The organism is Streptococcus sp. 29892, assembly GCF_032594935.1.
Lineage (GTDB): Bacteria > Bacillota > Bacilli > Lactobacillales > Streptococcaceae > Streptococcus > Streptococcus hyiners.
On the sequence record NZ_CP118734.1, the window covers coordinates 996,039 to 1,009,511 of the forward strand.

Annotated in this window: 12 protein-coding genes; 9 read left to right on the forward strand and 3 right to left on the reverse strand. The window is 38.2% G+C overall.

Going from position 1 to position 13,473, the window contains the following annotated elements; genetic code table 11:
- Positions 1–4 precede the first annotated feature (4 nt).
- From PW220_RS04990 to PW220_RS05015, 6 genes are all read left to right on the forward strand, one after another.
- Complete coding sequence (locus PW220_RS04990) at positions 5–412, forward strand: cupin domain-containing protein (protein WP_248054253.1); 408 nt, start codon at positions 5–7, stop codon at positions 410–412.
- On the forward strand, positions 412–1,341 hold the full coding sequence (locus tag PW220_RS04995) for a hypothetical protein (RefSeq protein WP_248054251.1): 930 nt from the start codon (positions 412–414) through the stop codon (positions 1,339–1,341). The genes PW220_RS04990 and PW220_RS04995 overlap by 1 nt, the downstream gene beginning before the upstream one ends.
- A gap of 16 nt (positions 1,342–1,357) precedes the next feature.
- Positions 1,358–3,811, forward strand: coding sequence for a DNA topoisomerase IV subunit A (gene parC, locus PW220_RS05000; protein WP_248054250.1), 2,454 nt, complete (start codon positions 1,358–1,360; stop codon positions 3,809–3,811).
- A gap of 240 nt (positions 3,812–4,051) precedes the next feature.
- Positions 4,052–5,074 carry a branched-chain amino acid aminotransferase gene (locus PW220_RS05005; protein ID WP_248054248.1) on the forward strand — a complete coding sequence of 341 codons (1,023 nt, stop codon included), beginning with the start codon at positions 4,052–4,054 and terminating at the stop codon, positions 5,072–5,074.
- 221 nt (positions 5,075–5,295) lie between these two features.
- On the forward strand, positions 5,296–6,039 hold the full coding sequence (locus PW220_RS05010; RefSeq protein WP_248054246.1) for a YveK family protein: 744 nt from the start codon (positions 5,296–5,298) through the stop codon (positions 6,037–6,039).
- Positions 6,040–6,144: 105 nt separating this feature from the next.
- The gene (locus PW220_RS05015; protein ID WP_248054244.1) at positions 6,145–6,789 is read left to right on the forward strand and encodes a CpsD/CapB family tyrosine-protein kinase; all 645 of its coding nucleotides are present in this window, start codon (positions 6,145–6,147) and stop codon (positions 6,787–6,789) included.
- 61 nt (positions 6,790–6,850) lie between these two features.
- Here PW220_RS05015 and PW220_RS05020 read toward each other — a convergent pair whose 3' ends face one another.
- A complete protein-coding gene (locus PW220_RS05020) occupies positions 6,851–7,789 on the reverse strand; it encodes a glycosyltransferase family 2 protein (RefSeq protein WP_248054242.1) in 939 nt (312 codons plus the stop codon).
- A gap of 272 nt (positions 7,790–8,061) precedes the next feature.
- Here PW220_RS05020 and PW220_RS05025 point away from each other — a divergent pair, with 272 nt between their 5' ends.
- A complete protein-coding gene (locus PW220_RS05025; protein WP_248054241.1) occupies positions 8,062–9,246 on the forward strand; it encodes a hypothetical protein in 1,185 nt (394 codons plus the stop codon).
- 56 nt (positions 9,247–9,302) lie between these two features.
- Here the strand turns inward: PW220_RS05025 and PW220_RS05030 are convergent, their stop codons facing one another.
- Entirely contained in the window at positions 9,303–10,778 is a 1,476-nt protein-coding gene (locus PW220_RS05030; protein WP_248054237.1) for a lipopolysaccharide biosynthesis protein, read from the reverse strand.
- A gap of 107 nt (positions 10,779–10,885) precedes the next feature.
- Positions 10,886–11,788, reverse strand: a complete 903-nt coding sequence (locus PW220_RS05035; RefSeq protein WP_248054236.1) for a glycosyltransferase family 2 protein — start codon at positions 11,786–11,788, stop codon at positions 10,886–10,888.
- An 84-nt stretch (positions 11,789–11,872) separates the two neighbouring features.
- On the opposite strand from PW220_RS05035, the gene PW220_RS05040 reads away from it, so the two are divergent.
- Complete coding sequence (locus PW220_RS05040; RefSeq protein WP_248054234.1) at positions 11,873–12,643, forward strand: glycosyltransferase family 2 protein; 771 nt, start codon at positions 11,873–11,875, stop codon at positions 12,641–12,643.
- A gap of 14 nt (positions 12,644–12,657) precedes the next feature.
- The gene (locus tag PW220_RS05045; RefSeq protein ID WP_248054233.1) at positions 12,658–13,473 is read left to right on the forward strand and encodes a glycosyltransferase family 2 protein; all 816 of its coding nucleotides are present in this window, start codon (positions 12,658–12,660) and stop codon (positions 13,471–13,473) included.

The window sequence follows — 13,473 nt, forward strand, 5'->3', positions numbered from 1 at the left end:
AAAAATGAAAAATATTTTAAGTGAAAAAATTGAACAAAGCTTAGTGAAGAATGACAGAGTTTATTTATCAGGGAAATTAAAGTCGGATAATTCTGTTGAACACTTTGATTTTCAAAAATATGAGATGGGAATATCTGATTATAAGGAATTTAAGGCAGATGCGCCTCATGTTCATTTGAATAATTATGAATATAACTATGTTTTAGAGGGTCGAATAAAAGTGTTGCTTGTTGAGGAAGGTAAAGAATATACTTTTCATAAGGGAGATATTTTTTTAATTGAGCCTAATATGAAATATGCTACAAAGTGTTTGGGAGGAACAAGAATACTATTCACAAAAGTTCCTGGCGGAAATGATAAAGTTTTGCTTGAGTTGTCGGATGATTTGAAAAGATGGCAGGGAGGATGGTAATGTTTAAATTTTTAATTAATGTGTTATCATTCTCGCTTACAGATATGATAAGAATTTTAACTTTTTACATTACTGTATGGGGGGTTGCTACTACTATTTTTGATTTTAAAGAATTTAAGTTTTATTATTTAATTTTTATTGTTTCATTATTTATTGTGTTAATTACTTTATTAATAAAAAACTTCTTTAAACTGAAATCCAAAAAGCTCCACTTTGATTTTAATTCAACAAGAAAATTTTCAATTTTACTCGGTGACTATCTTGAAAATATGCAATATATTAGCGACAAAAAAGTTAATGCTGAGCAAAATACCTTGTTCGTTGTTGGCTTGGATCAAAGTGGATTATTAGAAAATGCATCCAACGGTAGTGTACTGTCCGATCTTTTAAAACTGTTAGAGCAAGAAGGGATAAATAGGTCGGATTTACAGAATCAATTAAATGAATGTGTGAAAAGTCAGCTAAATATAGATTTAAATGATTCAACACAAAAATTGGCTCTCGGTGATATAGTTTTGGTGAAATTCAAAGCTTCTTTAAAATTTAGAACAAGTAATATTTTACCTATTTTATTTGTAGTAAATTCTTTTAAAACCGCTGAGGGATTAAAATACAATGACTTGGATAATATAAAAGGTATTGATTCAAGAAAAATTATCATTGATATTTATTCAAAATTTCATGAATTAAAACAATTTGATAGATTATTTTTAGGAGCTATTGGAACAAATAAACTTAAATTTCCCTATTCAATTTTAATTAATGAAGTGATTACAGGATTTGCGTTTGCTGTTGCAAATAATTTTGAGATTAAGCAAGTTTATTTTTCAATAAGAGAAATTGACATGGAAAATCAATTTCTTGATAGAGGAAATCTTATTAATCAAGCGACTTCGTTGTTGAAATATTATAGCAATAACATCTCTTAATGTTTAAAGGATTATTATGAGCAACATTCAAAACATGTCCCTTGAGGACATCATGGGAGAGCGTTTTGGTCGCTACTCCAAATACATTATTCAGGAGCGGGCTCTACCGGACATTCGGGATGGTCTGAAACCTGTTCAGCGCCGTATCCTCTACTCTATGAATAAGGACGGCAACACCTTTGACAAGGGCTACCGTAAGTCTGCTAAGTCAGTCGGAAATATCATGGGGAATTTCCACCCACACGGTGATTCCTCTATTTATGATGCCATGGTCCGCATGAGTCAGGACTGGAAGAACCGCGAGATTTTGGTGGAGATGCACGGGAACAACGGTTCCATGGACGGCGATCCGCCAGCGGCTATGCGTTACACCGAGGCTCGCCTGTCAGAAATGGCTGGTTATCTGCTGGCCGACATCGAGAAAAAGACCGTGCCATTTGCTTGGAACTTTGACGATACGGAAAAAGAACCCACGGTGCTACCAGCTGCCTTCCCTAATCTCTTGGTCAATGGAGCGACAGGAATTTCAGCTGGGTACGCGACTGACATCCCGCCGCATAATCTGGCGGAGGTCATCGATGCCGTTGTCTACATGATTGATCATCCGACAGCTAAATTAGAAAAGCTGATGGAGTTCTTGCCTGGACCAGACTTCCCAACAGGTGCCATTATCCAAGGGGCTGACGAAATCAAGAAGGCCTATGAAACTGGAAAGGGCCGTGTCGTAGTCCGTAGCCGTTGTGACATTGAACAACTTAAGGGTGGAAAGAAACAGATCATTGTGACGGAGATTCCGTACGAAGTAAATAAGGCTGTTCTGGTTAAAAAGATTGATGATGTCCGTGTCAACAACAAGGTTCCTGGTATTGCTGAGGTACGTGACGAGTCAGACCGTACAGGTCTGCGGATTGCCATTGAGCTGAAAAAAGACAGCGACGAGCAAACCATTCTCAACTACCTTTACAAATACACCGATCTGCAAATCAATTATAACTTCAACATGGTGGCCATTGATAATTTCACACCGCGTCAGGTCGGCTTGCAGAAGATTCTGTCCAGCTACATCGGCCACCGCCGTGAGATTATCATTGCTCGGTCTAAGTTTGATAAGGAAAAGGCTGAAAAACGCCTCCACATCGTAGAAGGTTTGATTCGTGTCATTTCCATCTTGGACGAAGTTATCGCCCTTATCCGTGCTTCTGAAAACAAGGCTGATGCCAAGGAAAACCTGAAAATCAGCTATGATTTCAGCGAGGAGCAGGCAGAAGCAATCGTGACCTTGCAACTCTACCGCTTGACCAATACCGATATTGTGACCTTGGAGAATGAAGAAGCAGCTCTACGCGAGCAGATTCAGACCTTGTCAGCCATTATCGGCGACGAACGGACCATGTTCAATCTCATGAAGAAAGAACTGCGTGAGGTCAAGAAACAGTTTGGCAATCCTCGTTTGAGTGAATTGCAAGATCAGGCAGAAGCGATTGAGATTGACACCGCTAGCTTGATTGTCGAGGAAGAAACTTTTGTCAGCGTGACCAAGGCAGGTTACATCAAACGGACAAGTCCGCGTTCTTTCAATGCCTCAACGCTTGAAGAAATGGGCAAGCGGGATGACGATCAGCTGATTTTCTTGCAGAATGCCAAGACAACTCAGCACCTCTTGCTCTTTACTAATCTTGGAAATGTCATCTACCGACCTGTCCATGAACTGACAGATATTCGTTGGAAGGATATTGGCGAACACCTGAGCCAAACTCTTATGAACTTTGATACCGATGAAGAGATTATCTTCGCTGAATTGGTGGAGAATTTTGATGAGGGAACTTATTTCGCGGTGACCAAATACGGTCAAATCAAGCGTGTGGAGCGGAAGGAGTTCACGCCATGGCGGACTTACAAGTCCAAGTCAACCAAGTATGCCAAACTCAAAGATGCCGAAGATGTGGTTATTACTGTATCGCCTGTGGTCTTGGACGACATCATGCTCATGACAGAAAAGGGCTACGCTCTGCGATTTAACATCGAAGAAGTGCCGATTATCGGCGCCAAGGCGGCTGGTGTCAAGGCGGTCAACCTTAAGGATGGGGATGTGGTGGCTGCGGCCTTTATCAGCAACACCAGCTCCGTCTATCTCCTGACCCAGCGTGGTAGCCTCAAGCGGATGGCGACGGAGGAAATCCCTGTGACCAGTCGTGCCAAGCGTGGTCTGCAGGTCCTTCGTGAACTCAAGGCTAAGCCTCACCGTGTCTTTGCGGCGGGTCCAGTCTTGACGGATCAGGGCGATTTTGACCTCTTTAGCACGGCAAATGAAGATGAAACGACTAGTCAAGTTCTTCATGTCCAGTCCAAAACTGGTAAACTCTATGATGTTGATGTGACCCAGCTCAGCCTGTCTGAACGCACCAGCAATGGTAGCTTTATCTCGGATACCATTTCTGATGAGGAAGTGTTTAGGACTTGGATAGATTAGATATTTAGAATGAAAAAGAAATTCCTTATTTTGTTCACTATCTTAGTACTGATAGTCCTTGCCATGAAAGTCTTTCCTACCTTTGAGGAATGGCTGCATCAGCTGATTGGTTGGTACTAACGGATATAGAACGAACCCGCTCCGGCGGGTTTTTTCTAATGTTGCAAAATATTCTGAATTTTTCTTGTAAATCACTTTCAAAAGTAGTAAAATAATAAAAAACACCTTTGGAGAAACTATATGACAGTAAACATCGACTGGGAAAACCTTGGTTTTGCCTACATGAAACTACCTTACCGCTTCATCGCTCATTTCAAGAACGGCCAGTGGTCTGAGGGGCAGCTGACAGAAGATGCGGAACTTCATATTTCAGAAAGCTCACCAGCCCTCCACTACGGGCAACAAGCTTTTGAAGGATTAAAAGCTTATCGTACAAAAGCTGGTAAATTACAACTTTTCCGTCCAGACCAAAACGCTGAGCGCCTGCAACGAACAGCTGACCGCTTGCTCATGGAACCTGTACCGACTGATCTGTTCATCAAGGCCTGTAAAGAGGTGGTCAAGGCAAATGCAGACTATGTTCCTCCTTATGGAACTGGTGGCACCCTCTATCTCCGTCCGCTCCTGATCGGTGTTGGCGATATCATCGGCGTAAAACCAGCGGAAGAGTATATTTTCACCGTTTTTGCCATGCCAGTTGGCAATTACTTCAAGGGTGGTTTGGCTCCAACCAACTTCCTCATTCAGGACAAGTACGACCGTGCGGCGCCAAATGGTACAGGGGCAGCCAAGGTCGGCGGTAACTACGCGGCATCGCTCTTACCGGGCCAATATGCCAAAAAGCAGGGCTTCTCAGATGTGATTTACCTGGACCCAGCTACCCACACCAAGATTGAAGAAGTAGGGTCTGCAAACTTCTTTGGCATCACAGCTGATAATGAATTTGTCACACCTATTTCACCGTCAATCTTGCCGTCCATTACCAAGTATTCACTTTTGTATTTGGCAGAGCATCGTCTGGGGATGAGGGCTGTGGAACGTGAAGTCCTTGTCGAAGAATTAGACCAGTTTGTCGAAGCAGGTGCCTGCGGAACGGCAGCTGTTATCTCGCCAATCGGTGGTGTCCAAATCGCAGACAAATTCCATGTTTTCCATAGCGAAACAGAAGTAGGACCAGTGACTAGAAAACTCTATGAAGAATTAACAGGCATCCAGTTTGGTGATATTGAAGCACCAGAAGGATGGATTGTTGAAGTGGACTAATTCTAGTAGTGTGAATGGAATAGACATAAGATCTAGGAATGCTTTTGCAGTATATCTAGGTCTTTTATATTTTCCTTTGTGGACATTGTTATTCTGTAAGAATATATATAAATACCTCAGTATGATATTGTAAGGTCTTTTAACTACTAATTATAAACAATTTTGATATAATGGAATGTAGAGCAAAATTATTTTCCTGAATGGAGAGAGGAATAACACAAATGGATAGAAAAAACGATGATATAATGAATTTTTTAGAGCTCATTCATCTCTTTAAGAAAAATATAGTCTTGATTGCGATTTGTGCTTCGATAGGAGGCTTATCTATGGGCCTCTATGCACAATTTGGAATCACTCCGCAGTATGAATCAAGTGCCCAGCTATTGGTTGCTCAAGATCCAATCGAAATGGGGAATACCAATACTTACGCGCAGGCTGCAACATCTATTCGAACGAATTTAGAAATGATTCCAACCTATCGGGATATTTTATATGGTGTTCCGGTATTGGGAAAAGTTTCTGAGACTTTTGGTAACGAGTATTCTGCTGCCTACTTGAAAGAACGTTTAAGCTTTGTTCAAACTGAGGATTCACAAGCATTTGTTGTCAAACTCCGATTGGATGATGCAACAGAAGCCCAAGCAATTTTAGAAGAAATTACGACTGTATTTAGTAAAACGTTACAAGAAATTTATAGCGAAGGATTTGGTAAAGTGGTCGTTCTTTCTCCTGCTTCATATAGTAGTAGTAAGGTATCACCAAGTCTTATTAAAAATATTGTTTCTGGTATATTAGCAGGTATATTTCTTTCTTTTGGTTTTGTCATTGCTAGACATTTATTGGATCGAACAGTCAAGAATGATGCAATTTTACAAAGCTATAATTTGACACTTTTGACTGAATTATATGACATGAGTGCAAAAGAAATTGGTAATGCACACTACCAATCGAAACAATCATCTTAGAAAGAGAGCTGTTTTATGTTTTTTGGAAAAAAGAAGAGACAAAAAGTATTACATAAACAACAATTACAAGGTTCTCCACTCTATTCTGCAACACAGCCAACGAGTTTGAATGCAGAGCAGATTCGCGTGCTGCGAACCAATCTTGAATATGCTCAATTAAATGGGAAAGTAAAATCCATCGGAGTTACCTCCTCTATTCCAGGCGAAGGAAAATCGACAGTATCTGCGAACCTGGCACATAGTTTAGCCTCGGCAGGGAAGAAAGTACTAATCGTTGATGCAGATTTAAGAAAACCCACCGTCCATCGTACTTTTAAGGTCTCTAATGTGAAAGGTTTGACGGACCTAGTTATTAGCAAAGAGGGACAATTTGTACAGTGTGTCAACTACTTGGCAGATTTGGACCTGTACATATTAACTTCTGGACCGATTCCACCAAATCCATCGGAGTTGCTTCAGTCAGAAAATATGACCAAATTGATGGAAGAATTAGTAGCTTACTTTGACTATATCATTTATGATTTACCCCCAGTAAATAGTGTAACAGATGCACAGATCATGTCCAGAAAAGTAGACGGTATGATTCTAGTAGTCCGCCAAGAGTATGTTCTGAAAGCTGAACTTGAGAAGAGTTTACGCAATCTTAATAACGTTGAGGCACATATATTAGGCTATGTGATGAATGATGTAGCAACTAGTCAGAAAGATTCCTACTATTATTATGGTTCAGGACCTGATACTCCCAAGTAAGCCAATTATTATTCAACCGACAATCAAAAAGGAGCTGATATGATTCAGCTCCTTTTATGGATTATCTAGAGACTATGGATGATAGCAGGCGAGCGATGGTATAGTTCGATGGTAGAATATATACTTTTATAAAGTAGCGATGAAGTGGTAGGGAATCCTTGTAAAATGTTTTAATGAATGGATTACTTAAATAATCTAATGAATCTAGATAATTTTTGGATGTACGATAAGCTGTTTTATCTCCTATTTTTACAGCATTAGCTATCATTTGAAGTAAATCTTCAATCATTTTAAAGGTAAAATAATCCTTATAATCTGGGTTTCTTTCCCCCATTATGCGATTATTCTCCATTGATTTTAGATTGTTTTCAGGCTTAGGTGTAGTACTTAGAGAGCCTTCCCTAGAGCGATAGATATATAGTTTTTCGTGTACAGTAGTAATGTTTTCTGCATGAATCATCAATTCAAAATAGATGCCTTCACCCATTCCTGGTAAAAAACGGAAGTTGATTTTATCAATTAATTCTTTAGCCACCATCCGGGCAGTTGGTTGAGTATTATGAAAAATATCTTTCAGTTGCGCTTTACCGTAAATCGGTTTATACCAGACAGATTTTTCTCTTCCATCAGAAGAGAAGGTTCCTGTGTCACAAAGTACCAAATCTGCTTTATCAGTCAAGGCTTTTTGATAAAGTTTCTCAAACATATCTTTTTTAAGAAAGTCATCAGAGTCAACAAATGAAATGTACTGACCTGATGCACGTTCAATTCCTTTGTTGCGTGCTTCACCAACACCAGTTTTGGATATTGAATCGATAATGTGAATTCGAGAGTCTATTTGCTCATATTTTCTCAAAATGTCCAAGGATCTGTCTGTAGAACAATCGTTAACTAATATTAGTTCAATGTCTGTTAGGCTTTGGTTTAAGATAGATTCAATACATTCACCAATGTAATCTTCAGTATTATACACTGGAACGATGATAGAAACTTTTGGCATGGTAATCTTCCTTTCCTTTGAGAATTATACCATAAAAATCGTAAAATAAGCCAATTACTAATATTGGAATGGCTGTTGACCCAATTATTTTCATTTTATACCTCCAAGTGTTATAATGGAGTGTTAGTATGAATGAAAATAAATACAAAGGATGTACAAATTGATTAGAAAGTGGTATAAAGAGTTGTTTATGACTACATCAAGTGGTCTACCTCCGATTGTTCAGTTAACACGGTTAAGGTGGCTAGCAAATCAAAGGTTGGTGGCTTATAATGTGCAATAAATTATTTAATAAGTGGAGTGTATCCTTTTTATATGTTTCGATAGTGATTTTTCCACTCAATATGTTGTTGTCCCTCCTTCTTCAAAAGATAGGATTTGCATTTCTTGCTGCAAGAAGTATCTATATTTGCTATGCAGTAGTCTATTTATTAGCATTGGTCATATTTACTCGCTTTGGAGTATCTATAAAGAGATTGGTGGTACTTTATGGTATTTATTTCCTATATTTTATATTGTATCTAACTGCTGATCCCTTTGTAAAAGATATTTTTTCCGGGGTAGTGATGACAATGATCTACCTTTACTATCTTCCCTACTCTATTTTGATCTTATCGAGAATAGATGATTTTTCTTTATTGTTTTCAAGTAAGTGGATAGAATATACAAATTATTTTGTCATCTGTATTGCTTTCATTGTCAAGTATGTTTTTAATGATGTGACCAATTACATGACCTATTCCTATAACTTATTGCCGATTTGGGTTTTATTTACTCTGAATTTTATCCATCGTCCTACCTTAATCAAAGCTGGAATCGCAGTCGTAATGCTTTTGGAAGGTGTTATTTATGGAGCACGTGGTCCTTTAATTTGGTTAGCAGTGGGAGGCATCTTGGGTTTGCTTCTTGAATTGATTGAAAACAAGATCATTCGTCGTCTAACACTTAAGAAATTCTCACGTTTCATTTTTAGCGTTGGAATTTTTGCTGGAATCTTCTTTCTAGTAAGACAACGATTGGGAACCATAGAAATTGAAGGTTCCTATATCCTGAGTCGTTTACAGCAAGGAGATTTGGGAGATAGTACAGGTAGGGTTGTCATGATTGACACTGCACTTTCGTATTTGAAGTTCATGGGCGGTGAAATTAATGGCCTATTCTTTGACAGAACCATTATGCCTGAAAAAATTTACGTCCACAATTTTATTCTGGAAACCTTACTCGCCTTTGGTTGGATGCTAGGTGGCTTGGTTTTAGTGTCCTTACTATTTTTTGTCTGTAAGATCTTCCTTATGTCAAATTATATCAATAAAAAAATGGTTATCTTTGCAGTGTCTTCCTTCTTTCTAAAGTATTTTTTATCAGGAAGTATGTACGAAGGGGAAAGTTTTATTATTTTTGTAGCAATCCTATTTGCTATTTATCAGCAAGAAACTTCTAGAAAATCTAATTTATGATTCATAAAAACTCCGTCAATTTCAAGTAATCTTACTTGATAATTGAGGGAGTTTTCTTATTTCTTAAAATGAAGAAGATTCTTGTTCAAAACGATCCTATTCAAGATGTAGCTGATAAAAGTTGTCAAGAAAATGCTGATAAATCCAAAGAAAATCCAGGAGATGAATGATTCAATTTTGTTGACTCGTGGCAATAGTAAAAGATTCGATAAGAGAAATACACCTGCATCCACCAGCAGCTGTTTATTCAGTAGACGTAAGTCGGTTTTTAATATATGGGAATAAGAGTACCACATGTAGTAAATCAAGCTGAAGAAAAGGGCAACCGCAGTGCCAATTGCAACCCCGACGATCTGCCATTCGAAAACCAAGGCGAGAGACAGGCCAAGATTCAATACAGCTTCGAAATAGGTACCAAATTGGGTATTTTTGAAGTCTCCTTTGGAAAAAACCAGGGTCCGGTAGGGCAAGCGTAAGGCATAGAACAGAATAGCAAGTGTCATAAGATAGCCAAAAAGAGGTTGATTGTAATTGGCATCGGTAATTTTTTTTGTATAAAGAACAACAAAAGGAGTGACTAGTTGAAAGGCACTACTGATAAAAATGGTAGAGCTAGTGTGTAAGAGCCATTCCATTTTATGGAATTGTCTTTGCAATAGCTTCTGTTCCTCCATGTGTAGAGCACGTCCTAAAAATGGGCGAAGGCCACTTGTTGCTGCATTTAAAAATGTCTTAATTCCCTGAAAAACGGTATTGTAAACGGCATAGACTGAAACTTGTGACAGGCTGGCAAACATGGACAAAATGACAATATCCGTGCTCTCTTGGATGGTGTAAGCAATGTGTTGACCGATTCCATACCATTGTTGCTGGATCTGGTAAGTCCGATCCCGAAGAGTTTTGGAAATCTTATAACTACGACGGACATAGAAGCTGATAAAAAGAGGTGGAAGGATAAAAATCAGTGCGGAAGCAAACTTTACCATAAGAACTGTCTGTCCCGACTGTATCAAAACCAGGGTAAGGAGTAGGTTGAGGATATTGGCTGTGCCTTGTAGAATTTCTTTGATATAAGCTTTCTGATCTGATCCAAGGATAATTTGACTGGTAATTCCTAGGAAAAATTGCAATAAATGAGATAGGGAAAGAACCAGAATCAATCCTATAATTTGCCCTGGAGTAAATTGTCCAGAAAGGTGGGCAGGTAAGAAAAGACATAGACCAGCTATATAAAATAATAGGGCAAATCCGATTCGGTTAAAAAAAGCCTGCGATTTATAATAGATAGTCGAGAGGAGTGCTGTATCTTTATCTAATAATGGTTTGTACATACTAGCTTGAATAATGGCTCCCATCCCCAAATCTAAGAGACTGATTAGTGTTAGATATTGAGTGATACTGGACATGAGGCCGTTGACCTCAGAGCCATAAGCGGTAATAAATAGTCTGGGGAGAATAAGGCTACAGATGATTGAGATAACCTTATTCAAAAGAGAAATAAGTCCATTTAGTTTAAGAGATTTTGTATTCACTAAGTTCTTCTTTCAGTTGGAAGTATTATTTCAATATCTTTGATATATCGAAGGATTTTTGATACAATGAATTGGTTGAAAAGGAAATATTGACAACAACTCATATTTTAAGCTCTAATGAAGAGATATTTGAATTTTAGAAATATTTTAAAGGCTGAATATCCTAATAGGGACACCATCCAATAAAGTATTGGAACTGGTCTCGGGCTAATTAGAATGGATTTTCGGAGATGCTTGCGAGTTTGTTTGATATTTTCCAATTTAAAGTATCGCATAGCTAGATAGTACTCATGATAGGCTTTCAATTCTTTTGGTTGAATCAATTGTAGTTGCTCGTTGATCAAGGTCGCTCTTTTTGAAACGATAGTGTAGCCTTGTATGACCTTATTGGCATTTTTAGAGATACTATCTGTTTGAACTTCGTAGATGACAAGATCTTCTTCGATTTTGTATCCCTTACTAATCTGTAATAATTTCAGAAAAAGGTCCCAGTCTTGACAGCTGAGAAGTTCCTGATCTAGCCCACTAACTTGGAGGAAGAGAGTTTTTCGAACCATTAAGGTAGAAAAACCACCAAGATCATTTTGTCTTAGTGTTCCTTGAATGGGGATGATCCCCCCAGGTAGCTTATGGATCGCTTTGGCCCCAAAACCAGTCACTACAAAACCGATGTCTTTCTGTTCTTGCAGGATATTCATTTGTTTTTCAAGTTTCGTAGGTAGAAAGAAGTCATCTGAATCGAGAAATGCTATGAAGTCACCTTTGGCATGATCGACACCGATATTACGACAAGCATTGGCACCACTATTCTTCTCCAGAGCGATGAGTCTTATATTATTTTGATTAGCTTGTAAAGCTTGGATAGTGTTGATAGAGTAATCTGTTGAACAATCATCTACAATAATGATTTCAACTGTGGAATAGGTTTGTTGATTTACACTATCAATGACTTTTTCAATCATATGACCACGATTATAGTTTGGAATAACGACGGATATTAATGGATTCATCTTATCTTCTTTCTAATTCAGTTCGAACTTTATCTTACTACATATTTAATTATTTTTCAAATAATACTCTATAAAGGATTTAGAATGACCAAAATAAAAGAAATGCCACTTGTTAGTGTTATTATTCCTATGTATAATGCGGCGCAGTTTATTCAAGAGACTATTCAGTCAGTGCTTGCACAAACCTATCAAGCATTTGAGATTCTTGTAGTAGATGATCAATCTAACGATAATTCTATGGCGATTGTACAGTCATTAATGGGTAAAGATAATCGCATTACTCTGCTACAAAATAAGGTCAATGCTGGTGTTGCTGTAGCCAGAAATGCTGGAGTAGCAAAAGCGCGTGGTCGTTTTATTAGTTTTCTTGATGCAGACGATCTCTGGTTACCAGATAAATTAGAGACACAAGTGAAGTTTATGTTAGAGAATGCCTATGCCTTTACATTTACTTCCTACCAGTTTGCTAATGAAAAGGGTGTTGCAATAAAATCACCTATTCATGTGCCTGGTCGATTAACTTATAAAGAAGCTCTGAGGAAGCATACTATTTGGACTTCTACAGTTATGTTGGACTTAGAACAGTTAACTAAACAACAAATTGAGATGCCCGATGTGCGCAGGGGACAAGACACTGCAACATGGTGGAAAATTTTAAAAGTGACAGACTATGCATACAGCATTGATGAGGTTCTATCATTGTATAGAAGGACCTCTGACTCCCTGTCAGCAAATAAATTTGCGGCTATTAGGAGAACCTGGAATCTATTCAGAAATGTTGAAGGACTATCATTTTGGGAGACCATTCTACCGTTTTGCAGCTATGCCTACAACGCAATTAAAAGAAGAATATGAGATAAGGAGAACTTATGGTTGTACTTGTTGCGACATTGGATCATGAAAATGTCGATCAGCTGTTAGAAGAAATGAATTTGCAAACAGTTGAGACTATCGTAATCAATCAATCTCGTTCAGCTAGGGAAGAGACAATTGTCGAACAAAGAGAGCATGCAACCATTGTTCATAGTTGTGATCTTGGTTTAAGTGCTAGTCGAAATGAGGCACTATCTTATGCGGGAAGTGATGATATTTGTCAAGTTGCAGATGATGATTTGGTGTTTGTAGACAATTATCAAGAAATTGTGAACAAAGCCTATCATGAGTATCCAGATGCTGATATTATCATTTTTTATGTTGATTTTGAAAATCATGCTATAAAAAGACCTAAACTTTCTCAAGGCGAAATGTCTTATCTAGATGCCATGCGAGCTTCATCTGTTCAGATTAGCTTCAAAAAATCTAGTTTGGACAAGGTTGGTATATTGTTTGATGAGCGATTTGGAATAGGTGCTCAATATGGATCAGGGGAAGAGACAATTTTGTTGTTTGATGCCCTTAGGAAAGGCCTTAAACTCTATAGTTACCCAGAAAAAATTGCCAGCCTAAAGGAGAGGGAATCACATTGGGATCGTTCCAACACACCCGAAAATTGCCGAAAACGCGGTGCAATTTACAAACGTATGTCTCCTAACTGGTATTGGCTGCTCATTTTTCAATTCGCTATTCGTAAACGTAAATTGATGTTGCCAGAAATTTCTATGTTTCAAAACATGAAATATATGCTGCAAGGTGCAAAAGATTTTCGAAATTTCGATAAATTTAACCCTTTAAGAGGGGCAGATTAG

What these genes read in the sequence shown, in the direction of transcription:
- PW220_RS04990 (WP_248054253.1), top strand. Translation starts at nt 5, where the DNA reads ATGAAAAATATTTTAAGTGAAAAAATTGAACAAAGCTTAGTGAAGAAT.
- PW220_RS04995 (WP_248054251.1), top strand. Translation starts at nt 412, where the DNA reads ATGTTTAAATTTTTAATTAATGTGTTATCATTCTCGCTTACAGATATG.
- parC (WP_248054250.1), top strand. Translation starts at nt 1,358, where the DNA reads ATGAGCAACATTCAAAACATGTCCCTTGAGGACATCATGGGAGAGCGT.
- PW220_RS05005 (WP_248054248.1), top strand. Translation starts at nt 4,052, where the DNA reads ATGACAGTAAACATCGACTGGGAAAACCTTGGTTTTGCCTACATGAAA.
- PW220_RS05010 (WP_248054246.1), top strand. Translation starts at nt 5,296, where the DNA reads ATGGATAGAAAAAACGATGATATAATGAATTTTTTAGAGCTCATTCAT.
- PW220_RS05020 (WP_248054242.1), bottom strand. Translation starts at nt 7,789, where the DNA reads ATGCCAAAAGTTTCTATCATCGTTCCAGTGTATAATACTGAAGATTAC.
- PW220_RS05025 (WP_248054241.1), top strand. Translation starts at nt 8,062, where the DNA reads ATGTGCAATAAATTATTTAATAAGTGGAGTGTATCCTTTTTATATGTT.
- PW220_RS05035 (WP_248054236.1), bottom strand. Translation starts at nt 11,788, where the DNA reads ATGAATCCATTAATATCCGTCGTTATTCCAAACTATAATCGTGGTCAT.
- PW220_RS05040 (WP_248054234.1), top strand. Translation starts at nt 11,873, where the DNA reads ATGACCAAAATAAAAGAAATGCCACTTGTTAGTGTTATTATTCCTATG.
- PW220_RS05045 (WP_248054233.1), top strand. Translation starts at nt 12,658, where the DNA reads ATGGTTGTACTTGTTGCGACATTGGATCATGAAAATGTCGATCAGCTG.